The sequence below is a fragment of the Deinococcus sp. YIM 134068 genome, assembly GCF_036543075.1.
In the GTDB taxonomy this organism is placed as follows: Bacteria; Deinococcota; Deinococci; order Deinococcales; family Deinococcaceae; genus Deinococcus; species Deinococcus lichenicola.
The window spans coordinates 51871-77236 of record NZ_JAZHPF010000002.1 but is presented as its reverse complement, the minus strand read 5'-3'; the positions used below and the strand labels follow the sequence as shown (position 1 = coordinate 77236).

Genomic DNA, 25366 nt, shown 5'->3' with positions numbered 1-25366 from the left:
CGGGGGAGGAATTCTGTCCGCCGCCTTCTCCTTTGGGTGGACTACTGCAAGTGCAAGTCCGCCCGCCGCAGCACAGTCACGGGGTCGCCCACGGCCAGTTCCCCCTGCGCGGCGTGGATGAGGTTCTGCCCGAACTCCACGAGCCGCCCGCGCCGCCGGTAGCCCGTCAGGGTCCGTAGCGGCTCGGCACCCATGCGCCCGCCGGAGACGTTGAGGACCGAGCAGCGCGCGCACGGCTCCACCACGTCGAACTCCAGCCCGCCGATGCGGATGCGTCGCCAGCCGTCCTCCTCGTAGGGGTCGCCCCCGCTCAGGACGAGGTTGGCCCGGAAGCGGGCGGTGGGCACGGGAACGGTCAGGCGGGCATTCAGGTCCGCGACCGACGCCTCGGAGACGAGGTGCAGGGGATTGCCGTCCACGAAGCTGATGCGCGCCGTGCCGAAGCGCGGGTTCATGCGCCGCTCGGCCTCGTCGGGGAAGTGGACCAGGGCCGCGCGCAGGCCGAGAAAGGCGCTCCACCACCCGTCCGCCTCGCCGCCCACCTGCCGCGCACGCACGGGCTGGTCGAAGATGTGGACGGGGTGCGGCGGTCCCTCCGGCTCAAAGGGCACACACAGGTCGGGCATTTCCGGTGCCGTCACGCGCAGGCCGTCCGGCTCCACCTCCACCCCGGCGAGGGCCATCCGGGGGCAGTCGCGCTGGGTCAGTTGCCGTCCGGTGTCGTCCACGACCATCCAGCGTCGGTCGAGGTCGAGGCCGAGGGGACCGACGTGCGCGCGGTCCAACGAGACGCCGCCCGCCGATTTGATGGGGTAGGTGAAGAGGCCGGACAGGGTGGGCATGGGTGGGGTTCTCCTGGAGGGCTTCAGGTGTGGAACAGGGTGGCCGGGGGCAGGGTCGCGGTCAGGGTGGCCCGCCAGCCGTGGAGGGTCGCCTCACCGGGAGGCTGGGTGTGGGCCGCCCGCAGCGCGAGGAGAACGGCACCGACGACGGGTTCGGGGCTGCCCCCACGCAGGGTCGCGCCCGGCTCTCCCTCCCGCACGCGGGCGAGCATGGCCCCCCGCAGCAGGGACGAACCGTGGCGCATCACGCCGCCCGCCGCGCACAGGTCGAAGGCCGTGCGGCCCAGGCCCACCCGCCGGGCGGCGACGAGGGCGTAGTCACCCAGGGCCGCGCCGTGCCGCTCCACGAGGCTCCGGGCGGTGGCGTCCCCCTCCGCCGCCACGTCGAGGAGCACCCGCGCGAGACGGCCCACCCGGCCCGGCGGGCGGCGGTTCCGGCGGGTGAAGGCGTGCAACACGGCCTCCACGGAGGGCAGGCGGTAGAGGGCCAGCACGCGCGCGGTCAGCAGGGTCGGCGGGTCGAGGCCCAGTTCGGCCCGGTACACGGCGCGGAGGGTGGCCCCGCCCAATTCCTCGGCCCCCTCGGGTTCCTGCCAGTAGCTCGTGTGCCAGGTCTGGCCGTCCGGGGCGGCGGCGGCGATGCCCGCGCTCGTGCCGCAGGCGACCATGACGCCCGTGCCGCTCGGGGAGGCGGCGTGCAGGGCACCCACCGCGTCGTTCACCACCTGCCGCGTCCGTCCCCAGCCGCGCGCCTCCAGTTCGGCCCCCAGCAGCGCGAAGTCCTCGGGCCAGTCGGCCCCCGTCGCGCTCAGGACGGCGGCGCAGAGGTCCTGGGACCGCACCCCGGCCATCTCCAGCGCCCCCAGCACGGCCCGGTCCAGAGCGGCCAGCGCCTCCCGTTTGGAGACGTAGATGTTGCCCCCTCCCCCGCGCCCCCAGCCCAGGACGCGCCCGGAAGGGTCGGCGACGAGGGCCACCGTCTTCGTGTTGCCCGCGTCGATGCCGAGGACGAGTTCGGGAGCGGTCACAGGCCCCCCCACGCGGCGCGGTCGGCGAGGACGGTCGTGTTCGTCCCACGCAGCCAGGAGGCGGGCACCTCGGGGGTCGGAGATTCTTGAAGCGTGCGGGCGAGGATGCCGCGTTTGTGCGCCCCGCTCACGAGCAGGAGGGTCTGCCGCGCCCCCAGGATGAGGTCCATCCCCGCCGTGAGCGCCCCGGTCGGCACAGCCAGGCCATCCCAGTACGCGGCGTTGCTCGCCAGGCTCTCGGGCGTCAGCGTCACGGGGCGCGTCCCCGCGTCTGGTAGGCACGGCGGCTCGTTGAAGCCCAGGTGCCCGTTCGGGCCGAGGCCGAGGAGGGCGAGGTCAATGCCGCCGAGGGCCGCCACCTCCAACTCGAAGCGGCGGCACGCCTCCACCGGGTCGGGCGCGGTGGCGTCAAGGCGGATGACCTTCCTCACGCCCAGCGGTTCCACGAAGGCGCGGCGCATCCAGCCCCACAGCGAGCGGGGGTCGTCCTCGCCCACGCCCAGGTACTCGTCAAGCTGCACGGCGGTCACGGCGGAGGCATCGAGGTTCCGCCGGGTGAGTTCGGTATAGGTCGCCAGCGGGGTATTTCCGGTGGCAACGAGGAGAGAGAGGGTGGGCTTCTCGCGCACCACCCCCTCGATCAGGTCGGCGGCGCGGCGGGCGAGCGCCTCCGCGTCGTCCAGCACCTCGACGTTCACTCCCCGGTCCGTCACCACAGGCGCTCCGGCAGGTGGGCGCGATGCGCGTGGGCAAGTTCGGCGTACAGCGTCTCGGCCAGCGGCAGCGTCCGCACGAGGGGATTGCTCACGAGCGCGCGTAGGGCGTCCTGACGGGTGCCGTGCCAGCCCGCGTCCGCCGCAAGCTGCTGATACTCGCCCAGCGCGTCCAGCAGGCCCCGCACGGGGGGCGGCACCCGGAAGCCCGACAGCGGACGCGCGCCCCGGCGGTCCACGAGGCAGGGGACCTCCACCACCCGGCTGCTCGGAAAGTCGGCGATGGCTCCGCCGTTCACCACGTTGCAGGGCCACACCTCGCCCCGGTCGTTGAACATCGCGTCCATCACGTCCACGGCGACCTCCAGCTCGAAGATGCCGCCGCGCGAGCGGGCCGGGTCGAGGGTGGGACCCGTGGACTGCACCTGCTCGCGGTAGTGTGCCCAGTAGTCGGGCACCTCCGCGAGGATGTCCTCGGCGCGGGTCGTGGCCTTGCCTCGCAGCTCACGCCCCATCTCGGCCTCGTAGAAGTAGTACTTCATGTACGAGGCGGGCAGGCTGCCCAGCGTGACGGCGAGGTGCAGCATCCGGCGCGCCCAGGGGTCCCCCACGCCGGCCTCCAGCGCGCGTTCGAGGAGGGGGAGCAGCGGTTCGCCGCCATACTGCGCCTCCACGCTCCAGCAGGCGTGGTTGAGGCCGACCATCGTGGCGCGCACCCTCCGGGGGTCGAGGCCCGCCATCTCCGCGATCTCCAGCGGGAAGACGATGGGTCCCTCGCACAGCGAGATCACGGGCACGTCGGAATGGTCGGCCACCGCCTGCGCGATGATGTTCACCGGATTGGTGTAGTTGAAGAGGGTGGCACCGGGGCACAGCCGCGCCATGTCCTCCACCAGCCCGCGTGTGACGTGCAGCGCCCGCAGCGCCATGAAGAGGCCCCCCGCCCCCTGCGTCTCCTGCCCGATGGCCCCGTGGGAGAGCGGGATACGCTCGTCGAGCGCGCGGGCCTCGAAGCCGCCGGGCCGGAAGCTCGACAGCACCCCGTCGCAGCCCTCCAGGGCGGCCTCGCGGCTGGTCGTGGCTGACACGTGCAGGTCGGCACCCCGCGCCTCGATCATGCGCCCCGCGAGGCGACACACGAGGTCGAGCCGCTCAGGGTCGAGGTCCACGAGGACGATCTCCGACCCCGCAAAACTCTCCGCCTGCCGGATGAAGGAGGCGACGGTGCCGGGCGCGCGGGTGCTGCCGCCGCCGATGTATGCCAGTTTGACGCGGGCCATAGGGGTGGGGCCATGTTACGCCGGGTCCGCCGGGCTTGCACTGCGCCGCCCCGGCACGCCACGCTGCGTTCCATGCCCGCCAGAGACGCGCTCGACCCACGCCAACTCCTCACGGTCAGCCTGCCCATGCACCCCCTCGGGGCGGCGGAGCGGCGCTTTTTCGAGCGGCATCCGGTCGGGGGGGTGTGCCTGTTTCGCGGCAGCCTGACCGAACTGGAGGACGTGGCGCGGCTCGTGGTAGGCCTGCGGGACGTGCTGGGGCCGGACCTCCTCGTGAGCATCGATCAGGAGGGCGGCTCGGTCGTGCGGCTGCCGGGGCTGCCCACGTCGCCGGGCGGGCGGGTGCTGGGTGAGGGGGACGATCCGGCGCGGACGGAACGCATCTCACTTGGGATGGCGCGGGGGCTGCGCTCACTCGGGATCAACGTCAACTTCGCGCCGCTGCTCGACGTGAACACCAACCCGCGCAATCCGGTGATCGGCGAGCGGGCGTTCGGGGAGACGCCGGAGCGCGTGACCCGCCACGGCCTCGCCTTCCTGCGCGGGCACCACGCGGCGGGGGTGATGGCGGTCGCCAAGCACTATCCCGGCCACGGGGACGCCAGCGTGGACTCGCACCTCGCCCTGCCGACGGTGGACCGGGGTGAGGCCGACCTCGACGCGGTGGAACTCGCGCCGTTCCGGGCGGCGGTGGGGGCGGGTCTCGAATCCGTCATGACCGCGCACCTGCTGCTCCCGCGCGTGGCCCCCGAACCCGCGACCGTCAGCCCCCGCATCCTGAGCGACCTGCGCTCCCGGCTGGGCTTCGGTGGGCTGGTGTATACCGACGCCCTGCACATGGGTGCCCTGCTCGACCTGTACCCGCAGGCCGAGTCGGCGCGGCGCAGCATCGAGGCGGGGGCCGACCACGCGCTGATCTTCGCCCCCGACCTCGCGGGGCAGGAACCCGTGGTGCGCGATTTCATCGCCGCGCCGCCGAGTGCCGGGGCGACGGCGCGCAGCCTGCGGCGCTGGCGGACGGCGCTGGACCGCTTCCCCTGCCCGGCCCCCGACCTCGCCGCGCTGGAGGAGGTGCTGGGTGACGGGGCGCTGTGGCGCGACATCGAGGACGCGGCCCGCGCCGCCGTGAGCGACGAGGGCGGGGTGCGGCTCCCCCTTCCACGCGACGCACGCGTGCTCGCCCTCGTGCCCGAGCGGTCGGACGGCGGCGCGGCGAGCGACCGGGTGCCGCTGGCAACAGAACTGGCCGCGCTGCTCCGGGAACACTTCCCGGCGAGTGAGGTCGTGCCCTACGACGTGGAGGTGCCCGACCTCAGCGAGCAGGTCGCCACATTCGAGGCCGTGGTCCTCTTCACCGCCCGCCGGGTCACGCTCGGGGAGGCGGAGATGGGGCTGGCACAGCAGCTCACCGCCCACCCCCGCGCCCTGCACGTCAACCTGTGGAATCCCGAACTCAGCCGCGACCTGCCGCTGCCCGCCGTGAATACCTTCGGCTTCCAGCCCGCCAGCCTGCGGGCCGCCGCCTCGCACCTCGCGGGTGGGGGTTGAGGCGGTCGGGAGACCTCCTGCGAAAGTTGGCGCTGAGGGTGGCGAAGGTCAAAGGCAGAGGGCTGGTGGCACGCATTGCCAGCCTTCTGCTTTCTGCTTTCTGCCTTCTGCAACGTTCCCAGAAAATCTAGTCCTCCAGACACCTCAACACGAGTTCGGAAAACAGGCTGTTCGCCCAGCCGAACCACTCGCGCGTGAATACCGCCGGGTCGTCCGGGTGGAAGCTCTCGTGCATGAGGTCGGTGCCCGCCGTCGTCCGCACGAGCATGTCCAGCGCGGCGTCCCGCTCGGCGGCGTCCGTGGCCGTCAGCCCACGCATGGCGAGCGCGAGGGGCCACACGCGCCCGGCGAGCGTGTGCGGGCTGCCGACGCCCTCGGCGTGCGTCCCCGTGCAGAAATACGGGTTCTCGTGGCTTAGGACGAAGGCGCGCGTGTTGCGGTACGTCTCGTCACTCGCGGGGCGGTAGCCGAGGTACGGGATGGCGAGCAGGCTGGGCACGTTGGCGTCGTCCATCAGGACGTGGTTCCCCAGGCCGTCCGTCTCATAGGCGTACATGCGCCCGAAGGTGGGGTGGTCCAGGGCGGCGTGGGTCTCGATGCCGCGCTCGATCTCGTCCGCGAGGGCCAGCGCCTCCGCCGCGAAACCCTCGTCCCCCCACACCTCCCGCGCAATCTCGGCGAGGTGACGCAGCTCGACGACCGCCATCATGTTGCCGGGCACGTGGTAGCCGCGCTCGCAGGCGTCGTCGCTGGGGCGAAAGGCGGACCACACCATCCCCGTGCGGGCGACCGGGTGGCCGCGCCCGCCGTTCGGGAGGTTGTCGGTGGGGGAAACGTCGCCGGGGCGGAAGAAGGTGTACCCGCTGCGCGCCTCATGGTCCTGCTCGGTCCTCATCACGTCCACGATCGTGCGCGCCGCCGCCTCGAAGTCGCCCCGCAGCGGCCCCGCGTCGCCCGTCCCCCGCCAGAAGCGGTGCGCGAGGCGCAGGGGATAGCACAGCGAGTCCAGCTCGAACTTGCGCTCCCACACGAGGGGATAGCGCGGCGGCTCGTCGCCCGCGTGGCCCGCGCCGCTCGGCTCCGCGTTGAAGGCGTTGGCGTAGGGGTCGGCCAGGAGGAGCCGGGCCTGCTGGCGAATCACACCGCCCAGCACGTCGCGCAACTCCGCGTCGTCCGCGCACAGCCCCAGGTACGGCCATACCTGCGCCGTGCTGTCCCGCAGCCACATCGCGGGGATGTCGCCCGTCACCACGAAGGTCGTGCCGTCCCCGCGCGGCCCCACGGTCGTCTCCAGGGTGTTGGGCAGGCAACGGGCGAAGACGCGCGCCACGTCCGGGCGGTGGGCGAAGGCGCGCGTTACGTCGGCGATGGCGGCTTGAATGCTGGAGTGGGTCACGCCGGTCATTGTGCCCCCCGGCGGGCGGGCGGCGACGAGTGGACGCGCTGGACGGCCCCCGTATTCCCCGCCACAGATGAGTTTGCCTTGTCTTGACATGTCCTTAAGGAAGGCTTACTTTACCGGTACACCAACCCATCACCTCTGCCACGAGGCGCGCGGCTGGGCCAGGCGGCCCGCCCGTTCTCGCCCGCCTTTCGCGTCACGTTCCCAGGAGCGCCCTTGACGGAACCGGCCCCCATCTCCCCCATCGTCCCGTTCTCCGCGCCGGCGACCCTCACGGACATCGCGCGGCTGGCGGGCGTATCGAGGATGACGGCCTCGAACGTCATCAACGGCAAGCCCGGCATGTCCGAGGCGACCCGGCTGCGGGTGCTGCGGGCGGTCGAGGAGACGGGGTACGTGGCGAATCCGGCGGCGCGGGTGCTGGCGGGGCGGCGCACGAACCTGATCGGCGTGCTGGCCCCGCGCTACGGGGTGCCCTACGTGACCGAACTGCTGCACGGGGCGCTGGCCGCCGCCGAGGACGCGGGGATGAATCTGGCGGTCTTCACCACGTCGGGCAGCCCGGCGCTGGAGCGCGAGCGGGCGGCCCTGCTGCGGACCCTGGCGGACGGGGTGCTGCTCATCCTGCCCAGCGGCGACGAGCATCAGGTGTTTCGGGACGCCCTGCCGGTGGTCACGGCGGGGTCGTGTACCCCCCTCAGCGTGCGCGGCGACAACGTGCACGGCGGCGAACTCGTGGCGCGGCACCTGCTGGCGCTGGGCCACCGCCGGGTGGCGTACATCCGGGGGCCGGACACCTCCCCGGTCTACCGCGAGGAGTCGGCGGCGCGCGAGCGCGGCTTTCTGGGGGGGCTGCGGGCGGGCGGGGTGGAGGTGCCGCCCGCCTACCTCGCGCAGGGCGACTTTACCGAGGCGGGCGGCGAGCAGGCCGCCGGGGCGCTGCTGGCGCTGTCCGAGCCGCCCACGGCGATCTTCGCGGCCAACGACTCGACGGCGCTGGGGGTGCTGCGCGCCGCCGAGCGGCGGGGGGTGCGGGTGCCGGGCGAGCTGTCGGTCGTGGGCTACGACGACGTGGGGGCCGCCGCGCGGGGCCGCCCGCCCCTGACCACCGTGCGTCAGCCACTGCCCGAGATGGGGGCGGCGGCGGTGCGGCGGCTGCTCGACCTCGTGCGCGGCCTGTCGCCGCCGCCGCCGCCCCCCTTTCCCACCTCCCTGATCGTGCGCCACTCCACCGGGCCGCCCCCGTGAGCATCAGCGTCCCGCCCGCCGCCGCCCTGTCCCCACCCCGTCCCCCACGCCCGGCCCCGTGCCGGAGAACCCCGAGGTCACCATGACGCCCATCCTCAAGCTCGCCGCCCCCCTCGCCCTGCTCACCGCCGCCCTGGGCACGTATGCCCTCGCCCAGCAGCCCAGGACGACCTTCACCGTCGTGCGCGCGGCCCAGTGGGGCGGGCAGAACCTCAACCCCTTCTCACCCGCCGACCAGCACCTCCAGGCGACCAACTCCGCGATCTACGAGACGCTGTTCTACGTCAACGGCCTCAACGGCAAGGTCACCAACGTCCTGGGCACGAAGTACACCTGGAGCAAGGACAACCGGACCCTCACCGTCGCGACCCGCCCCGGCGTGCGCTGGCACGACGGTCGGGCCTTCAGCGCCGCCGACGTGGCCTTTACCTTCAACTACATGAAGCAGTACCCGGCGCTCGACCTCAGCGGCGTCTGGAAGAACGGCCTCACGGGCGTCCGGGCGAGCGGCAACACCGTCACCTTCACCTTCAACCGTGCCAACACGCCGATCTTCTTCTACATCGCCAACCAGGCCATCGTGCCCCAGCACCTGTGGAGCGCCGTGACGGACCCGGTGACGTACACCAACGCCAAGCCGGTCGGCACCGGCCCCTTCACCTTCGACGCCTACAGCCAGCAGGCGGTGCGGGTGCTCAAGAATCCCACCTACTGGATCAAGGGGCAGCCGTACGTGGACGCGGTGGTGTGGCGCGCGACGAGCGGCAACGACGCCGCCCTGCTGCAACTGCTCAAGAACGAGGCCGACTACGGCTACGTCGGCATCCCCGACCCCAAGGGCGGCTACGCGTCGAAGGGGCCGAACTACCAGTACTGGTGGCCGACGAACAACTCGAACTTCCTGTACTTCAACACGACCAAAGCCCCCTTCAACGACGCGGCCTTCCGGCGCGCGGTCGCGGGGGCGATCAACACCAAGGACGTGGCCCTCAAGGCCTACTCGGGCGTGGTGGGCGCGGCCCCGGCGAGCGCGGTCATTCCCGCGCAGCAGAGCGAGTGGCTGCCCGCCAGCATGCGGGGCATGACGGCCAAGTTCGACGCCGCCGCCGCCGACCGGGCGCTGACCGCCGCCGGATACCGCAAGAACGCGCAGGGCGTCCGCCTGGGCAAGGACGGCCAGCCGCTGCCGACCTACAAGATTCTGGTGGGCGCGGGCTGGACCGACTTCATCACGATGGCGCAGGTGATCGGTGACAACCTCAAGCGGGTCGGCATCACCACCTCCATCGACCAGCAGCAGTGGAGCAGCTACGCGGGCGGCCTCCAGACCGCCACCTACGACATGGGCGTGAGCTGGGGCTGGGGCAACGGTCCCTCGCCGTACTACCTGTTCTACTCGTCGTTCTCGCCGGAACTCAGCGCGGCGGTGGGCAAGACCGCGCCCTCGAACCTCTCGCGCTACACCAACCCCGCCCTGACGCAGGCCATCGCCAGCTACCGCTCGACGAGCGATCCCGCCGCGCAGGAAAAGGCGGTCGCCACCATGGTCAGCACGGTGATGCGGGACATGCCGTGGGTGCCGCTGACCGACCGCGCGCAGTTCTCGCTGTTCAACACCTCCAAGTTCACGAACTTCCCGAGCGCGCAAAACCCCTACAACGACGGCAGCCCCGACGACGTGCCGGGTGCCCGGCTGATGTACCTCAACGTCAAGCCCAAGTAGGTCGGGGCAACCGGGGGGGGTCGGGGGTCCGGGCGTGCTGGCCCCTCGGCCCTTGACCCCCGACCCTTGCCCCTTGCCCCGGCACTGGAGAATCCCATGCCCTATCTGCTTCGCAAGTTCGGCATCCTGCTGTTCACCCTGTGGGTGGCGGTGACGCTCAACTTCATCCTGCCGCGCCTCGTGCCGGGCAACCCCATCGGCGCGATGATCGCCAAGTACCAGGGACGCCTCGACCCGCAGGCGGTGGAGGCCCTCACCAAAGCCTACGGCCTCGACAATCAGGGCAGCCTGATCAGCCAGTACTTCTCGTACCTCGGGCGGCTGGTGCAGGGTGACTTCGGGCGCTCCATCACGCAGTTCCCGACGCCCGTGAGCGACATCATCGCGACGGCGGCCCCGTGGACCCTCGGACTGGTCGGCGTCACGACCGTCATCTCCTTCCTGATCGGCAGCGCCTTCGGGCTGTACTCCGCGTGGCGGCGCGGCGGCGCGTTGGCGGACGCCCTGCCGCCGGTCGCGCTGTTTCTCAACTCGATGCCGTACCTGTGGTTCGCGCTGCTGCTGCTGTACCTGCTCGCGTTCCGGCTCAGCCTCTTTCCCATCAGCGGCAACCTCGACCCCTTCCTGACCGCCTGGACGCCGGAGTGGTGGTCGTCGCTGCTGCGGCACGCCATGCTGCCCGCGCTGACGATCATCATCACGTCGGCGGGCGGCTGGCTGATCACCATGCGGAACAACGTGATGAACGTGATGGGGGAGGACTACCTCGCCTTCGCGCGGGCCAAGGGACTGTCCGAGCGCCGCATCCTGAACCGCTACGTGCTCAGGAACGCCCTCCTGCCGAGCTTCACCGCCTTCGGCATCGCCCTGGGCTTCGTGGTGGGCGGGGCCATCGCCACCGAGATCGTCTTCTCCTATCCGGGGCTGGGGCTGTACCTGTACAACGCGGTCGTCGGTCTCGACTACCCGCTGATGCAGGCGATCTTCCTGTACATCGCGCTGGCGGTCCTCGTCGCCAACTTCATCGTGGACGCGCTGTACGCGGTGCTGGACCCGCGTGTGCGTGACGGGAGGACCGCGTGACCGTCATTCCCCTCAATCGCACGCCCAAGCCGAAGTTCAACGTGGGCGGGCTGCGCTTCGTGCTGGGTTCGCCGCGCGCCGCGACGGGCGCTGTCCTGATGCTGCTGATGCTGCTGATGGGCCTTTTCGCGCCGCTGCTCACGCCGTATGACCCCACCTCGCTGGAATTCGGCGCGTGGCTGAGGCCCTCGGCGGCGCATCCGCTGGGCACCACGGCGCTGGGGCAGGACGTGCTCGCACAGGTAATCTACGGGGTGCGGCTCACGCTGCTGATCGGCTTCCTGTCGAGCCTGGTCGCCACCGCCATCGGCACGGCGGTGGGGCTGGCCGCCGCCTACTTCGGCGGGCGCACCGACGAGATCATCAACACGGTCATCAACGTCTTTCTCGTGCTGCCGGGCCTGCCGCTCCTGATCGTGGCGAGCGCTTTTTTGCGCGGCGGGGGCACCTGGGCGATCATCCTCGTGATCGCGCTGACGGGCTGGGCCTTCGGGGCGCGGGTGCTGCGCGGGCAGGCGATGGCGCTGCGGGGCCGCGACTTCGTGCAGTCGGCCATCGCCACGGGCGAGGGACCGGGCCGCATCATCTTCGCGGAGATGCTGCCCAACCTGCTGGGCCTGATCGCCGCCAACTTCTTCTCCACCGCCCTGTACGCGGTGCTGAGCGAGGCCTTCTTGTCCTTCATCGGGATCGGCGACGTGGGCAGCGTCACCTGGGGCACGATGCTGTACTGGGCACAGGCGCGCGGCGCACTCCTCCAGGGGGCGTGGTGGTGGTTCGTGCCGCCCGGCCTGGGCATCGCGCTGCTGGGCACCGCCTTCGCGCTGTTGAACTTCGGCATCGACGAGATCACGAACCCCAAGGCCAACCACGCGGGCAAGGCGACGCGGGTGCTGCGGCGCGGCAAGGGTCGCGGAGTGGCGGCACAGGAGCCGGGTGCCCCGCTGCTCGCCATCCGGCACCTCGACGCGGGGTACACGACGCGGACGGGGCCGGTGCGCGCGGTGCGGGACGTGTCGCTGGACGTGAAGGCCGGGGAGTTCGTCGGCCTGGCGGGCGAGTCGGGCTGCGGCAAGTCCACGCTGGCGTTCGCGGCAACCCGGCTGCTCGACCCACCCGGTGCCGTCTTCGGCGGCGAGGCGGTGCTGGACGGCAGGGACCTGCTCGCCATGACGCCCGAGGAGCTGCGGCGGGTGCGCTGGAAGGACTATTCCCTCGTCTTCCAGGCGAGCATGAACATCCTCAACCCGGTCCTCAAGGTGCGCGAGCAGGTGTACGACGCGATGCAGGCGCACGGGGTGAAGGACAAGACGAAGCTGGATGCCCGCGCCCGCGAACTCTTCCGCCTCGTCGGCATCCGCGAGAGCTACCTCGACGCGTACCCACACCAGCTCTCGGGCGGGATGAAGCAGCGGGTGGTGATCGCCATCGCGCTGGCGCTGGAACCCAAGCTGGTCGTGATGGACGAGCCGACGACGGCGCTGGACGTGGTGGTGCAGCGGCAAATCCTGCAGGAGATCGACGAGGTACGGCGGGAGCTGGGCATCGCCATCATCTTCATCACGCACGACCTCTCGCTGCTGGTCGAGATGAGCGACCGCATCGCCATCATGTACGCGGGCGAGATCGTGGAGGAGGCCCCCGCGCGGGAGATTTACCAGAATCCCAAGCACCCGTACACGCGGCGGCTGATGACGGCCTTCCCGCCCCTGTCGGGCGAGCGCGAGCGGCGCGAGGGCATTCCGGGCCGCCCGCCGTCGCTGGCGCTGGAGCTGGATTACTGCCCCTTCTTCGACCGCTGCCCGTCGCGGATGCCGGGCACGTGTGACGTGAAGAAGCCCGCCAACGTGGAGGTCGAGCCGGGCCACCGGGTCGCGTGCTTCCTGCACTCGCCCGCCGTGAAGGAAGCGGCACCCAGAGAGGAGGGCCATGCTCTCGCCAGCGACTGATCGGAACTTGACGCCCACCGCCGGGGGAGGCACGCCCACCGCCTTCGAGGCGCGTGGTCTCACGAAGGTCTTCAAGGTCGGGCGCGCGGGCAAGAGCGTCACCGCCGTCAACGGGGTGGACCTCGCCATCGGGCGCGGGGAGGTGCTGGGTCTCGTGGGCGAGTCGGGGTCGGGCAAGAGCACCATCGCCCGGCTGATCGGCCACCTGTACGAGCCGACCTCGGGCACGATGACCCTGGTGGGCGAGGACGTGCCGTTGCGGATGGGCGGCGCGCGGCTGCGGCGATTCCGCAAGCACGTCCAGATGATCTTTCAGGACCCCTACGGCAGCCTCAACGGGCTGCACACCATCGGCTACATCCTGTCGCGCCCCCTCAAACTGCACGGGTTGGCGCGGGGGCGGGACGTGGGCGAGCAGGTGAACGCCCTGCTGGAGCGGGTGGGCCTCTCCCCCGGCGCGAGCTACGCCGCCAAGAAGCCGCACGAACTCAGCGGCGGGCAGCGGCAGCGCGTGGTGATCGCCCGCGCCCTCGCCGCGCGCCCCGAACTGATCCTGGCGGACGAGCCGACCTCGGCGCTCGACGTGTCCATCCGGCTCGACATCATGAACCTGCTGCTCGACCTGCGCGACCAGGAGGGCTTATCCATGCTGTTCATCACCCACGACCTCGCGGGGGCGCGCTATATGGCCGACCGCATCGCGGTGATGTACACGGGCTACATCGTGGAGGTCGGCCCGGCGAGCCGGGTGATCGACGCGCCGCAGATGCCCTACACGCAACTCCTGAAGAGCGCGGCCCCCAAGCCCGAGGCGGGGCTGCACCCCGAGCGGATCGAGGCGCGCGGCGAGGTGCCCGACCTCACCAACCTGCCGCCCGGCTGCCCCTTCGAGCCACGCTGCCCGCACGCCCGCGCCGTGTGCAAGGAGGGATTGCCGAGGATGTACGACGTGGGGCCGGGCCACCAGGCCCGCTGCATTCTGCACGATCCGGCGCTCGCCGCTCAGCCGCCGATCCACCCCCAGCCGGAGGCGCTGGCATGACCGTGAGTGAGACCGGGACCGTCCGCAAAGCCGACTTTCCCGCCGACTTCGCGTGGGGCACGGCGACCGCCGCCTACCAGATCGAGGGGGCGGTCGCCGAGGACGGGCGCTCGCCCTCCATCTGGGACACCTTCGCCCACACGCGCGGGCGGGTGAAGGGCGGCGACACGGGCGACGTGGCCTGCGACCACTATCACCGCTGGCGGGAGGACCTCGACCTGATGGCGGGGCTGGGGCTGAACGCCTACCGCCTCTCGGTGGCGTGGCCGCGCGTGGTGCCGGACGGACGCGGCGCGGTGAACCGCCGGGGCCTGGACTTCTACGACCGCCTGACCGACGGGCTGTTGGAGCGCGGGATTGCCCCCTACGTGACCCTCTACCACTGGGACCTGCCCCAAGTTTTGCAGGATGCGGGCGGCTGGGCGAACCGGGACACGGCGCACGCCTTCGCCCAGTACGCGGACGCGGTGGCGGGGCGGCTGGGCGACCGGGTGCGGGGCTGGGTCACGCACAACGAGCCGTGGTGCGCGGCCTTCCTGGGCCACATGATGGGCGTCCACGCGCCCGGCCTGAGTGATCTGGAGACGGCCCTGCGCGCCAGCCACCATCTCCTGCTCTCGCACGGGCTGGCGACGGGGGCGATTCGGGCGGCGGTGCCGAACGCGCAGGTCGGGATCACCCTCATCCTGGGGCCGCAGCACGCCGCCTCCGACCGGGAGGGGGACGTGGCCGCCGCGCGGCGGGGGGACGGGTTCCTCAACCGCTGGTTCCTCGACCCGTTGTACGGGCGGGGCTACCCGGCGGACATGTTGGAGCTGTACCGCCCCCATGCCCCGGCGTTCGAATCGGCCATCCAGCACGGCGACCTCGACCTGATCGCCGTGCCGACCGACTTCCTGGGCGTGAACTACTACCAGCGGAGCGTGGTGAAGCACTTCCCCGGTGGGCGCGGGTTCATGAACAGCACTCAACTCCGGCCCCCCGGCGAGTACACCGCCTTCGACTGGGAGGTGTACCCCGACGGCCTGCGCGAGATTCTGGCCCGCGTCCACAAGGAGTACGCGCCCCCCGTGCTGTACGTCACCGAGAACGGCGCGGCCTACGACGACCGCCCCGACACCGATGGACAGGTCCACGACGAGGACCGCCGCCGCTACCTTGAGCGCCACCTCGCCGCGTGCCGGGAGGCCATCGAGGGCGGCGTGCCGCTGAGGGGGTATTTCGCCTGGAGCCTCCTCGACAACTTCGAGTGGGCGGAGGGGTACAGCAAACGCTTCGGGCTGGTGCGGGTGGACTACGAGACGGGGCGGCGCACCGTGAAGGACAGCGGGGCGTGGTATGGCCGCCTGGCGCGGGGCGAGACGGGGTGACGGTCGCCCAGTTCTGACGCCGCCGACCTGACCCCTCTGCCTCACGGAGTGCTCGGGCGGGGGGTCGGAAGGCGGGCGACTTTTTCTCTCCTCGCTGCCGCAGACGCCGAGTTTTGTTTACCGCTAAAGTACGCTTCGTCACAACCCTTTCTCCCCGAGGTTTCTCCATGACTTCTACCGATCTCGACCACCTGCTCGACCAGATGACCCTCGAAGAGCAGGTGTCGCTGCTGGCCGGGGCGGATTTCTGGCGCACCGTGCCCATAGAGCGCCTGAACATCCCCTCGCTCAAGGTCACGGACGGCCCGGCGGGAGCGCGCGGCGGTGGTCCCCTCGTCGGCGGGAAGCACACTGCCGCCTTTCCTGTGGGCATCTCGCTCGGCTCGACGTGGAATGTCGAACTCTTGCGGGAGGTCGGCGTCCACCTTGCACGGGAAGCGCTGGACAAGGGCGCGGGCGTGCTGCTCGCCCCCACCATCAACCTGATGCGCTCGACGCTGAACGGGCGCAACTTCGAGAACACCTCGGAGGACCCCCACCTCACCGGCAAGCTGGGCGCGGCCTACATTCAGGGTCTCCAGTCGGCGGGCGTGGCCGCCACCGTCAAGCACTACGCGGGCAACGAGTCCGAGTACCAGCGCAACTCCATCAACTCCGTCATCGGTGAGCGTGCCCTGCGCGAGCTGTACCTGCGGCCCTTCGAGTTCGCCGTGAAGGAGGGCGGAAGCTGGGCGATCATGACCGGGTACAACAAGCTGAACGGTCCCTTTTGCAGCGAGAACCCGCGCCTGATCACCGACATTCTGCGCGGGGAATGGGGCTTCGACGGCCTGGTGATGAGCGACTGGGGCGGCACCCACTCGGCGGGCAAGAGCGCGCGGGCGGGCCTGGACCTGGAGATGCCCGGTCCGGCCAGGGCGCGGGCGGGACTACTGGAGGAGGCCCGGAACGACGAGGCGACCCGGCAGGCGGTCCGGGAGGCGGCGAGGAACGTCCTGCGGCTGATCGAGCGCACGGGGACCTTCGACAACCCCCGTGACGTGCGGGACGAAGTGGAGCGCGACGAGGAGTACGCGGACACCCGCGCCCTGATCCGCCGCGCCGGGGCCGAGGGGACGGTGCTGCTCAGGAACGCGGGCGGGCTGCTGCCCCTCCCTGCGAACGCTAAGGTCGCCGTCATCGGGCCGAACGCGACAGTCGGGCAGGTCATGGGCGGGGGCAGCGCGCAGATGAACGCCCACCGCCGCACCTCGCCGCTGGAAGGCCTGCGCGCCGCATTGGGGGAGGAGAACGTCACCCACGCCGTCGGCTGCGACAACGACCGCTTCCTGCCGACGCTGGACGTGCCCCTGCACATCGAGTATCTCGGGGAAGGCGGGCAGGTGGTGGCGACGGAGGACAAGCGCGGCAGCGAGACGATGTGGTTCTCCTTCCCGGAGGGCGTCGATCCCGCCTCGTTCCGCGCCCGCCTGAGCCTGACGCTGACCGCGCCGGAAGGCGGCGAGTACGACCTCAGCCTCGCCAGCGCCGGGCTGGGCCGCCTCCTCGTGGACGGCGAGGAGGCCATCGACAACTGGACGGACTGGACGCCGGGAGACACCTACTTCGGCCTGGGCAGCCGGGAGATGAGGACCACGCGCCGCCTGAGCGCCGGGGACCATCAGGCCGTCGTCGAGCTGACGCCGAGGCCCGTCGCGGAGGGCATCTTCAACCTCAGCGCGGTGCGGCTGGGCTTCCGGGCACCCCTCTCCCCCACGGCGCTGGAGGACGCGGTGCGCGTGGCGAGTGAGGCCGACTATGCCGTGGTCTGTATCGGGACGAACGGCGACTGGGAGACCGAGGGCGTGGACCGCTGGGGGCTGGACCTGCCGGGCGGTCAGGACGATCTCGTGCGGGCGGTTCTGGCGGCGAATCCCAACACCATCGTCCTCCTCCAGACGGGCGGCCCGGTCCTGATGCCGTGGCTGGAGGGCGTGCCCGCCGTCTTGCAGGGCTGGTTCCCCGGTCAGGAGGCCGGGCACGCCTTTGCCGACGTGCTGCTGGGGCAGGCCGACCCCGGCGGGAGATTGCCGCAGACCTTCCCCGCCCGTCTGGAGGACGACCCCACTCACCCCGAGACGCCCGACGTGCAGTATCCCGGAGAGAACGGACAGGTCGAGTACAGGGAAGGGCTGTTCATCGGCTACCGCCATGTGGACCGGGCAGGCACGACGCCCCTCTTCCCCTTCGGCTTCGGGCTGAGCTACACGACGTTCGAGCTGCCGGACGCGCACCCAAGTGCCGCCGAGGTCGCGCCGGGCGGTGAGGTGAGCGTGAGGGTGCAGGTGCGGAATAGGGGCGAGCGGACCGGGCAACAGGTCGTGCAGCTCTACGTGCGCGACGTGGAGACGACGTTGGAGCGGCCCGAGAAGGAGCTGAAGGCGTTCGGCAAGGTGACGCTGGGGCCGGGCGAGACGGGGGAGGTCAACCTCACGCTCGACATGCGCTCGCTCGCCTATTTCGACGACACGCGGAACGCCTGGGTCGCCGACGCAGGACAGTTCGAGATTCTGATCGGCACGAGCAGCGCGGACCTGCCGCTGACCTTGCCGCTGACCCTGACCGGGGAGTGGAGCGAGGGGGTGGCGGGAGGGAAGTGATGAGGGGGACGGGGAAGCTCCGGCTCCCCTCCCGCCGATTCATTTCTCATCACCCAACGCTCGAACCCTCCTGTTCCGCTGACGGCTGACGGCTGACGGCTGATTGCTGACTGCCCCTAACGCCTCACCCCATCCTCTTCTCCTGGGAGATTCCATGACACAACCGCACAAGGGCACCCTCTCCGTCCAGCTCTACACCTTCCGCGACGCCGCGCAGGCTGACCCAACCGCAACGGTCGCGCGCGTGGCCGAGATCGGCTTCAAGTACGTCGAACCCTTCGGCATCGGCAGCAGCGGTCAGACGCCCGCCGCGCGGATGGCGACGGCGACCACCCTACGCCGTGACCTCGACGACCACGGGGTGCAGCTCTCGTCCGTCCACGCCGCCGCGCCGTATGGCCCGCAGTCGGAGGCGATTCTCGACGAGCTGGAGCTGATCGGGGCCAATCTCGCGGTCGTCTCCTGGCCCGGCGAGGTCCACGGCTTCGAGCGCGACGTTCTCTCCACGCTGGACGGCACGCAACGGTTCGCGGAGGCGATGAACGAGGCCGCGCGCAACGCCGCCGCACGAAATATCCGCCTCGGCTATCACAACCACTGGTGGGAGTGGAATACGCTGGAGAACGGGCGGGCCGCCTACGACACCCTCCTCGAACTGCTCGACCCGCAGGTTTTTCTGGAGGTGGACGCCTACTGGGCGCGCACGGCGGGGCAGGACCCGGCGGAGGTGCTGGGCCGCCTCGGCGACCGGGTGCTTGCCCTCCACGTCAAGGACGGCCCGGCGACCCCGGAGGCCGATCAGGTGCCCCTCGGGGGCGGCGTGGTGGACTACCGCGCGGCCCTCCTCGCCGCCCCCACCGCGAAATGGCACGTGCTGGAGATGGACCGCAGCGCGGGCGACGTGTTCGAGGACGTGGAGCAGAGTGCGCGGCGATTGATTGAGGAGGGGCTGTCGGGGTGGGAGGGGTGAGGGGTTAGAGAGAACGGCGTGGCAGTTCAGGCCATGCCTGTTCACCCCCACCCGGCCTCCCCCCTCAAGGGGGAGGAGCAAAAGAAATAGCTCCACGGCCTCGTGTCGTCGTTTTCTCGACCTCTCGACCCCTCGACCCCTCGACCCCCGGAGGTCCCCATGCCCCATCCCATCGGCATCATCGGCACCGGCAACATCAGCGCCGCCTACCTCAAGATCGCCCGTGACCTCGCCCTCTTCGAGGTGAGCGCCGTGACCGACCTCGACCTTGACCGCGCACAGGCGCAGGCCGCCGAGTACGGCACGCGGGCGATGACGCGGGACGAACTGCTCGCGGACCCGGAGATCGTTGCCGTCGTGAACCTGACGCCGCCCGCCGCCCACGCGGAGGTGTCGCTCGCCGCGCTGCGGGCCGGGAAGCACGTCTACAGCGAGAAGCCGCTGGCGGTCGCGCGGGGGGACGGGCAGGCCATCCTGCGGGAGGCTGGGGAGCGCGGCCTGCGCGTCGGCTGCGCGCCGGACACCTTTCTCGGCGCGGGCCTCCAGACGGCGCGGGAACTCCTCGACGCCGGGGCCATCGGGCGTCCGGTGGCGGCGACCGCCTTTTTCATGGGCAACGGGCCGGAGGGGTGGCATCCCAGCCCGGATTTCTTCTACCAGCCGGGGGCGGGGCCGCTGTTCGACATGGGGCCGTACTACCTCACCGCGCTCGTGAACATGCTCGGCGGCGTGACGCAGGTGGGCGGGAGCGCGGTCAAGGCGTTGGAGGAACGGACCATCGGCAGCGGAGCGCGGCAGGGCGAGCGCATCCCGGTCACGACGCCCACCCACGTCACCGCGCAGCTCGGCTTTGGGGGCGGGCAGGTCGCCACCTTCATCGCCAGCTTCGACACGCCCGCGAGCGAGTTGCCGCGCATCGAGATTTACGGCACGGAGGGCACCCTGAGCCTTCCCGACCCGAATACCTTCGGCGGACCGCTGAGGCTGCGCCGCGCCGGGGACGAGGAGTGGGAGACGGTGGCCCTCACCCGCCCCTTCAGCGACAACGCGCGCGGCATCGGGCTGGCGGACATGCTCGACGCCATCGCGCAGGGCACGCCCCACCGGGCGAGCGGCGACCTCGCCCTCCACGTCCTCGACGTGATGCACACGGTGCTGGAGTCGGCGCAGGAGGGGCGGACGCTGAGTGTCAACAGCCACGCACAGCGGCCCGAGGCGCTGGCGGTCCAGCCCGGCTGGTTCAGGGGAACGCCGCTGGAGGTTTCCGGGTCGTAAGCTGGTGTGCCGAGCATGACCGGAGTGAAGCGGTGAGGGGTGGTGGGAGGCCGTGTGCGCTCTCCCCTCCCCTTTCTGTGACTTGGAACCAATTCTCTCCTAACCCCAACCCCTTTCCCCTCCCAGGAGACCCCATGCCCCGACCCATCACCCTCTTCACCGGCCAGTGGGCCGACCTGCCCCTCGCCCGGCTCGCGCCCCTCGCCAAAAGCATGGGCTACGACGGCCTCGAACTCGCGTGCTGGGGGGATCATTTCGACGTTCAGGCGGCGCTGAGCGACGAGGGGTATGTTCAGGCCAAGCGCGCCCTGCTCGAAGAACACGGGCTGCAATGCGTCGCCATCAGCAATCACCTCGTCGGGCAGGCGGTGTGCGACCCTATCGACGAGCGGCACCGCTCCATCGTCCCCGCCCACGTCTGGCAGGGCGGCGACCCGGAGGGCGTGCGGCAGCGGGCGGCGCAGGAGATCATGGACACGGCCCGCGCCGCCCGGAAGTTCGGCGTCAGCGTGGTGAACGGCTTCACGGGGTCCTCGATCTGGCACAGCCTCTACGCCTTCCCGCCCACCGATCAGGCGTTCTGGGACCGGGGCTTCGCGGACTTCGCCTCCCGCTGGACGCCGATTCTGGACGTGTTCGAGACCGAGAACGTCAACTTCGCGCTGGAGGTCCACCCGACCGAGATCGCCTTCGACATAGCGACGGCGCAGAGGGCGCTCGACGCCCTGAACCACCACCCCCGCTTCGGCTTCAACTATGACCCCAGCCACCTCGGGTATCAGCATGTGGACTACGTGCGGTTCCTGCACACGTTTCGGGACCGCATCTTCCACGCGCACATGAAGGACGTGTGGTGGGGCCACGGCACGGGCGAGGTCGGCGTCTTCGGCGGGCACACCACCTTTGGCGACCACCGCCGTTACTGGGACTTCCGCTCGGTGGGGCGCGGCGACATCAACTTCGAGGAGATCATCGTGGCGCTGGGCGACATCGGGTACGCGGGGCCGCTGAGTGTGGAGTGGGAGGACTCGCGCATGGACCGCGTGCATGGGGCGACCGAGAGCGCAGCCTTTCTGCGGCGGCTGGACTTCCCCGGCTCGGACGTGGCCTTCGACGCCGCCTTTGCGGGGGAGGAGCAGCCGGGCGGGGGGGAGGGGACGCCTATTTCCTGAGCGGCCAGCGGCCAGCTTCCAGCCGCCAGCGAAAGAAGAGAAACGGCGACGCTAGGCCCGTTGGCGGACGCGGCCCGTGCCCCCGGTGGAGTAACGTCCCGAGCAATGACCGTCCCCAGGATGCACGCCGACGAGGTGGAGACCAGTGTGGTGCTCGTGCGTCGGCTGCTCGCGGCGCAGTTTCCCCGGTGGGCGGACCTGCCCATCACGCCCGTCCGTTCCGCTGGCACCGACAACGCGATCTACCGCCTCGGCATCGAGCTGGTCGTGCGGCTGCCCCGCATCGGCTGGGCGGTGGCACAGGTGGAGAAGGAGCACCTGTGGCTGCCACGACTGGCCCCGCTTCTGCCGCTGGCCGTCCCCGTGCCGCTCGCGCAAGGGACGCCCGGCGAGGGCTACCCCTCCCCGTGGGCCGTCCACCGCTGGTTGGAGGGGGAGAGTGCGGTGGAGGCGCACATCCCCGATCTATGTCAGGCGGCGCGTGATCTGGCGGAATTCGTGAGGGCGCTGCAACAGGTGGCGACGACCGGCGCACCACCCGCCACGGAACACAACCTGCGCGGCGTTTCGTTGGGGACGCGGGAGGCGAGCGTCCGCGCGGCCATCGCGTCCCTCCACGGCCTGATCGACACCGACACGGCGACGGCGGCTTGGGAGGTCGCCCTCGCCGTCCCGGAGTGGGACCGCCCACCCGTCTGGTTTCACGGGGACCTGCTGCCCGGCAACGTGCTAGTTCAACGGGGCCGACCCAGCGCCGTGATCGACTTCGGCGGGCTGGGCGTCGGCGACCCGGCCTGCGACCTGATGATCGCGTGGAGCCTCTTCTCCGGCGAGAGTCGGGACGTGTTCCGCGCATCGCTCGGGGTGGACGACGCGACGTGGGCGCGGGGGCGGGGGCACGCGCTGGCCCAGGCGCTCGTCTTCGTGCCGTACTACCTGAAGACCAACCCCGTGGGCGTTCGCGCCGCCCGGCGCGCGATTGAGGAGGTTCTCGCCGACCATCGGCGCGGCGGGTAGGGTGGCGTGGCGGCAGCTTCAGGCGCAGGCGCGGGCGCAGATGCAGGGGTGAGGAGTTAGGGATTAGGAATGAGGGGAGGGGCCGGGTGGGTGGGCCTCTCCCCTCTTGTTGGGTGGGGTCAGGAGGAAAGGGCACCCATGAAACTGCTCATGTCGTGGCTAATGCCGTTGAAGTGGGCCGGGTCGTGGTGCGGTGCCCCGCGTGAGGCGAGTAGGGTGACAGTGCAGACATCCCCTCCCTCTCTCAACGCGTCCACCTCAGCCTCCCCCAAGAGGGTGTTCAGGGCACGGACTAACTGACGGTAACGCTCTGGCGTCAGGCGTAGGGTAAGCGATTCAAGGTGCGGCGGGCAGCTCTCCCCAGCGGGGCCACTGGGAACCGGAGGCCGGGCAGGGGGCCGCTCACGGTCGCCAAAGCCCATAATCTCCTCCTCGTCTGCCCGCACCCGGCTCCAGAATTCCTCATAGCCTTTCAGGAAGGTGTCAGCCAACGCCCGCACGTCTCCCGCTCGTCCCTCTCCCTCCAACGGAGGCAGCAAGTTCATGGGAAAGCGGAACTCCCGCGCCATGAGTTGAAAGAACACCTTCCCACCCTCGCGCCGCTGCTCGAACAGCAGCCCCAGTTCGGCGAGCTTCCGCGCGTGGTGGTGAATGAGGTTCGCCGGTTGCCCCAGTGCCGCCGCCACGTCACTCGGCGAGGCGGGCGAGAGGAAACGTCCCAGCAGATCGAGGTCTGCCTTGAGCGCGCGGGCCTGAGCGGGGTCGGAGACGCGGAGCATGTCCTGTTGCTCATGGGTCATGCGAGCAGGATGACGGAGAGCGTTTCAGTCGGCGAGAGTGGGGGCTGAAAGGAGCGAGGTCTACTCGGTCGGCCCTGTTCCTGTTGGACCAGTGAGGACAGGAAACCGAGAGACCCGCCCCATTACATCAAGCTCTAGGAAGTCGCCTTCTATCCTGTAACTCCACGGCGGCTCCACAAATGTCGTCCAAAGCTTGTCGCCGCGCGTCGTCCACGCCGTGAACTCCAGTTCAGCGGACATCAGGACGACTCCACCTACCCGATCCCAGAAGCTGAACCCAACCTCTGTGAACTCCTCCCAGAGCCGCGTTGGGCCGTTGAGGTTATAGGCGAGAAGACGTGTTCCAGCACCGATGAACAGCATGTCCGCTTCTGGAACAAGCAGCAGACCCGGCCCGAAAACACCTTCGTGTGACTCGAAGCGTTGCAGGACGACAAGTTCGGTTGGCTTTCGCCTGCCTACGCCGATGCAGAGCAATTCGCCGTCCTCGTCCTTCCGTCCCTTCAGATGCCCAAACGTCTCCACAAGGCTTGAGGAGGTCAGGAGATGGGCGAAGGGCTGATCTCCCTGCCTCACCTCCAACACCCACTCGCCCACCTGAAGCCTCATCCCTACGCCAACTCCGCCTTCAACCACCTCGCCGCCCTATCCACCAACTCGGCGGCGGCGGGCGAGAAGGCCGTCATGTTGGCAAAGCCGTGGATCATGCCGGGGCCGGGCTGGTGTTCGGCGCGGACGCCCGCCTGCCGGAGCGCCTCGACGTAGGCCGCGCCCTCGTCGCGCAGGGGGTCGAACTCGGCGGTCAGGACGAGGGCGGGCGGCAGGTCGTGGAGTTCGGCGGCGTGGAGGGGGCTGACGTGCGGGTGGGCGGCGTGCGCGGGGTCGGCGAGGTACATCTGGCCGAAGAAGCTCATGCGCTCCTCGGTCAGAAAGTATCCTGAAGCATTCTCGCGGCGGCTGGGGTAACGCTCCACGTTCACGAAGTCGGCGGCGGGATAGATCAGGAGTTGGGCTTTCACCGCCGGGCCGCCCTCGTCCCGTGCCCGCTGGGTGCAGGCGATACACAGGCTCGCGCCCGCGCTGTCGCCCGCCACGGCGAGGCGGGAGGGGTCGGCCCCCAGTTCCCCCGCGTGCTCGGCGGCCCACCGCAGCGCGGCATAGGCGTCATCCACCGGGGCCGGAAAACGGTGTTCGGGCGCGAGGCGGTACTCGACGCTCAGGACGGCGGTGTTCGCCTCCGCGCACAGCTCACGGCACACGGGGTCATGCGTCTCGATGGAGTACGCGACGAAGCCGCCCCCGTGGAAGAAGACGGTCAGGGGGTGCGGTCCCTCCCCTACCGGGGTGTAGAGCCGCGCGAGCAGTTCGGAGGCCGGACCGGGAATGCTCAGATCACGTGTTCCGGCGATGGTCACGGGCCGCTTCGGGGCGCGGGCGGCATTGGCGATCACGGCGGCGCGCATCTCCTCCAATCCATTCGGCTGGGGAGCGGCGGCGAACTGGAGCAGGACTTCTTTCAGGTGGGGATCGAGGGGCATAGGTCTTCCTTTCGCGGCGGCTACCGCCAGGACGTGAGGTCGGGGCCGAGGTATGCGGTTTCGTTGAACGAATCCAGACTGGCCCGCCCGCCGCCGTAAGTCAGGTGCGTCAGGCTGCCGTTCCTGACCCGCCAGTTCAGCGCCAGGGCCGACTCGTCGGGGGCGCGCAGCACGGCGGCGACCGTCACGCCGATCACGCCGCCCGACGAGAAGGCGAGGACGGTGCGCCCGGACGGCCCGGCGAGCAGCCCGCGCAGGAAGGCGTGGACGCGGGTGCGGAAGGCGGCCCACGTTTCCACTTCCGGGTGGGCCACGTCGCCCCGCAGGTACGCCCCGGCGAGCGGTTCGAGCATCCGCTGGAGGTGACGGTTGCGCTCCGGCCCCAGCCGTCCCTCCTCCGAGGCACGCAGCAGGGCGGCGAACGCCGGGTCACGGGCGGCGAGGAGCGGCCCCAGCATGCGAATCAGGCCGTCCCCGTCGTACTCGGCGAGGCGGGGGTCCACCACGGGGTCGGGCCATGCGCCCCCCGCCGCCTGGGCCGCCAGCCGCGCGCTCTCCCGCTGCCGCGTCAAGGAGCCGCAGAACACGTCCGTCGGCTCCACGTCCGACTCGGCGAGAAAGTGCCCGACCGCGCGGGCCTGCTCCTCCCCCAGCCGCGAGAGACGGTCGGTGTCGGCCTCGAAGGGCGTGGCCTGCCCGTGTCGGATGAGGATAAGGGTGCTCACGC

General features: G+C 70.7%; 21 protein-coding genes. 12 read left to right on the top strand and 9 right to left on the bottom strand.

The features are described 5' to 3' along the window. Positions 1 to 41: 41 nt before the first annotated feature. The 4 genes from V3W47_RS02890 to V3W47_RS02875 are packed head-to-tail and all read right to left on the bottom strand — an operon-like array spanning position 42 to position 3863. Positions 42 to 842 (bottom strand): MOSC domain-containing protein, encoded by an 801-nt coding sequence (locus tag V3W47_RS02890; protein WP_331823660.1) that lies wholly within the window; start codon positions 840 to 842, stop codon positions 42 to 44. A 23-nt stretch (positions 843 to 865) separates the two neighbouring features. After that, positions 866 to 1870 (bottom strand): N-acetylglucosamine kinase, encoded by a 1005-nt coding sequence (locus V3W47_RS02885; protein ID WP_331823659.1) that lies wholly within the window; start codon positions 1868 to 1870, stop codon positions 866 to 868. Next, positions 1867 to 2583, bottom strand: coding sequence for a glucosamine-6-phosphate deaminase (locus V3W47_RS02880; RefSeq protein WP_331823658.1), 717 nt, complete (start codon positions 2581 to 2583; stop codon positions 1867 to 1869). Before V3W47_RS02880 ends, V3W47_RS02885 begins: the two co-directional genes overlap by 4 nt. Further along, positions 2580 to 3863 (bottom strand): family 4 glycosyl hydrolase, encoded by a 1284-nt coding sequence (locus tag V3W47_RS02875; RefSeq protein ID WP_331823657.1) that lies wholly within the window; start codon positions 3861 to 3863, stop codon positions 2580 to 2582. Before V3W47_RS02875 ends, V3W47_RS02880 begins: the two co-directional genes overlap by 4 nt. A 72-nt stretch (positions 3864 to 3935) precedes the next feature. Between V3W47_RS02875 and V3W47_RS02870 the strand changes: the two genes are divergently transcribed. Continuing rightward, the gene (locus V3W47_RS02870) at positions 3936 to 5411 is read left to right on the top strand and encodes a glycoside hydrolase family 3 N-terminal domain-containing protein (protein WP_331823656.1); all 1476 of its coding nucleotides are present in this window, start codon (positions 3936 to 3938) and stop codon (positions 5409 to 5411) included. 127 nt (positions 5412 to 5538) lie between these two features. On the opposite strand, the gene V3W47_RS02865 is transcribed toward V3W47_RS02870, so the two are convergent. Further along, positions 5539 to 6807: a glycoside hydrolase family 125 protein gene (locus V3W47_RS02865; RefSeq protein WP_331823655.1), complete on the bottom strand. Its 1269-nt coding sequence runs from the start codon at positions 6805 to 6807 to the stop codon at positions 5539 to 5541. Positions 6808 to 7029: 222 nt separating this feature from the next. Between V3W47_RS02865 and V3W47_RS02860 the strand changes: the two genes are divergently transcribed. The 11 genes from V3W47_RS02860 (at position 7030) to V3W47_RS02810 (ending at position 22301) form a co-directional block, all read left to right on the top strand. Then, positions 7030 to 8061 (top strand): LacI family DNA-binding transcriptional regulator, encoded by a 1032-nt coding sequence (locus V3W47_RS02860; protein ID WP_331823654.1) that lies wholly within the window; start codon positions 7030 to 7032, stop codon positions 8059 to 8061. 82 nt (positions 8062 to 8143) lie between these two features. Then, complete coding sequence (locus V3W47_RS02855) at positions 8144 to 9784, top strand: ABC transporter substrate-binding protein (RefSeq protein ID WP_331823653.1); 1641 nt, start codon at positions 8144 to 8146, stop codon at positions 9782 to 9784. A 96-nt stretch (positions 9785 to 9880) separates the two neighbouring features. Continuing rightward, complete coding sequence (locus V3W47_RS02850; protein WP_331823652.1) at positions 9881 to 10867, top strand: ABC transporter permease; 987 nt, start codon at positions 9881 to 9883, stop codon at positions 10865 to 10867. Next, the gene (locus V3W47_RS02845; RefSeq protein ID WP_331823651.1) at positions 10864 to 12816 is read left to right on the top strand and encodes a dipeptide/oligopeptide/nickel ABC transporter permease/ATP-binding protein; all 1953 of its coding nucleotides are present in this window, start codon (positions 10864 to 10866) and stop codon (positions 12814 to 12816) included. The genes V3W47_RS02850 and V3W47_RS02845 overlap by 4 nt, the downstream gene beginning before the upstream one ends. Beyond that, a complete protein-coding gene (locus tag V3W47_RS02840) occupies positions 12797 to 13858 on the top strand; it encodes an ABC transporter ATP-binding protein (protein ID WP_331823650.1) in 1062 nt (353 codons plus the stop codon). Before V3W47_RS02845 ends, V3W47_RS02840 begins: the two co-directional genes overlap by 20 nt. Next, on the top strand, positions 13855 to 15228 hold the full coding sequence (locus V3W47_RS02835; protein ID WP_331823649.1) for a GH1 family beta-glucosidase: 1374 nt from the start codon (positions 13855 to 13857) through the stop codon (positions 15226 to 15228). Before V3W47_RS02840 ends, V3W47_RS02835 begins: the two co-directional genes overlap by 4 nt. A gap of 167 nt (positions 15229 to 15395) precedes the next feature. Beyond that, complete coding sequence (locus V3W47_RS02830) at positions 15396 to 17867, top strand: glycoside hydrolase family 3 C-terminal domain-containing protein (RefSeq protein WP_331823648.1); 2472 nt, start codon at positions 15396 to 15398, stop codon at positions 17865 to 17867. A 154-nt stretch (positions 17868 to 18021) separates the two neighbouring features. Next, complete coding sequence (locus V3W47_RS02825) at positions 18022 to 18837, top strand: sugar phosphate isomerase/epimerase family protein (protein ID WP_331823647.1); 816 nt, start codon at positions 18022 to 18024, stop codon at positions 18835 to 18837. A gap of 159 nt (positions 18838 to 18996) precedes the next feature. Continuing rightward, a complete protein-coding gene (locus V3W47_RS02820; RefSeq protein ID WP_331823646.1) occupies positions 18997 to 20112 on the top strand; it encodes a Gfo/Idh/MocA family protein in 1116 nt (371 codons plus the stop codon). 134 nt (positions 20113 to 20246) lie between these two features. Next, entirely contained in the window at positions 20247 to 21284 is a 1038-nt protein-coding gene (locus V3W47_RS02815) for a sugar phosphate isomerase/epimerase family protein (RefSeq protein WP_331823645.1), read from the top strand. A 105-nt stretch (positions 21285 to 21389) separates the two neighbouring features. Beyond that, entirely contained in the window at positions 21390 to 22301 is a 912-nt protein-coding gene (locus V3W47_RS02810) for an aminoglycoside phosphotransferase family protein (protein WP_331823644.1), read from the top strand. A gap of 119 nt (positions 22302 to 22420) precedes the next feature. Here V3W47_RS02810 and V3W47_RS02805 read toward each other — a convergent pair whose 3' ends face one another. From V3W47_RS02805 to V3W47_RS02790, 4 genes are read right to left on the bottom strand one after another with little or no spacing between them, the layout of a single operon-like run. Beyond that, the gene (locus V3W47_RS02805; RefSeq protein ID WP_331823643.1) at positions 22421 to 23101 is read right to left on the bottom strand and encodes a winged helix-turn-helix domain-containing protein; all 681 of its coding nucleotides are present in this window, start codon (positions 23099 to 23101) and stop codon (positions 22421 to 22423) included. A gap of 60 nt (positions 23102 to 23161) precedes the next feature. Continuing rightward, positions 23162 to 23698 carry a hypothetical protein gene (locus V3W47_RS02800; protein ID WP_331823642.1) on the bottom strand — a complete coding sequence of 179 codons (537 nt, stop codon included), beginning with the start codon at positions 23696 to 23698 and terminating at the stop codon, positions 23162 to 23164. A gap of 14 nt (positions 23699 to 23712) precedes the next feature. Further along, positions 23713 to 24639 (bottom strand): LipP1 family hormone-sensitive lipase, encoded by a 927-nt coding sequence (gene lipP1 / locus V3W47_RS02795; protein WP_331823641.1) that lies wholly within the window; start codon positions 24637 to 24639, stop codon positions 23713 to 23715. 20 nt (positions 24640 to 24659) lie between these two features. Beyond that, positions 24660 to 25364: a histidine phosphatase family protein gene (locus tag V3W47_RS02790; protein WP_331823640.1), complete on the bottom strand. Its 705-nt coding sequence runs from the start codon at positions 25362 to 25364 to the stop codon at positions 24660 to 24662. Between the last annotated feature and the right edge of the window lie 2 nt (positions 25365 to 25366).

Excerpts from the sequence above, each read along its gene's own strand:
- V3W47_RS02805 (WP_331823643.1), bottom strand. The coding sequence starts at position 23,101 with ATGACCCATGAGCAACAGGACATGCTCCGCGTCTCCGACCCCGCTCAG.
- V3W47_RS02855 (WP_331823653.1), top strand. The coding sequence starts at position 8,144 with ATGACGCCCATCCTCAAGCTCGCCGCCCCCCTCGCCCTGCTCACCGCC.
- V3W47_RS02810 (WP_331823644.1), top strand. The coding sequence starts at position 21,390 with ATGACCGTCCCCAGGATGCACGCCGACGAGGTGGAGACCAGTGTGGTG.
- V3W47_RS02840 (WP_331823650.1), top strand. The coding sequence starts at position 12,797 with ATGCTCTCGCCAGCGACTGATCGGAACTTGACGCCCACCGCCGGGGGA.
- lipP1 (WP_331823641.1), bottom strand. The coding sequence starts at position 24,639 with ATGCCCCTCGATCCCCACCTGAAAGAAGTCCTGCTCCAGTTCGCCGCC.
- V3W47_RS02890 (WP_331823660.1), bottom strand. The coding sequence starts at position 842 with ATGCCCACCCTGTCCGGCCTCTTCACCTACCCCATCAAATCGGCGGGC.
- V3W47_RS02820 (WP_331823646.1), top strand. The coding sequence starts at position 18,997 with ATGCCCCATCCCATCGGCATCATCGGCACCGGCAACATCAGCGCCGCC.
- V3W47_RS02815 (WP_331823645.1), top strand. The coding sequence starts at position 20,247 with ATGCCCCGACCCATCACCCTCTTCACCGGCCAGTGGGCCGACCTGCCC.
- V3W47_RS02825 (WP_331823647.1), top strand. The coding sequence starts at position 18,022 with ATGACACAACCGCACAAGGGCACCCTCTCCGTCCAGCTCTACACCTTC.
- V3W47_RS02875 (WP_331823657.1), bottom strand. The coding sequence starts at position 3,863 with ATGGCCCGCGTCAAACTGGCATACATCGGCGGCGGCAGCACCCGCGCG.
- V3W47_RS02830 (WP_331823648.1), top strand. The coding sequence starts at position 15,396 with ATGACTTCTACCGATCTCGACCACCTGCTCGACCAGATGACCCTCGAA.
- V3W47_RS02835 (WP_331823649.1), top strand. The coding sequence starts at position 13,855 with ATGACCGTGAGTGAGACCGGGACCGTCCGCAAAGCCGACTTTCCCGCC.
- V3W47_RS02850 (WP_331823652.1), top strand. The coding sequence starts at position 9,881 with ATGCCCTATCTGCTTCGCAAGTTCGGCATCCTGCTGTTCACCCTGTGG.
- V3W47_RS02870 (WP_331823656.1), top strand. The coding sequence starts at position 3,936 with ATGCCCGCCAGAGACGCGCTCGACCCACGCCAACTCCTCACGGTCAGC.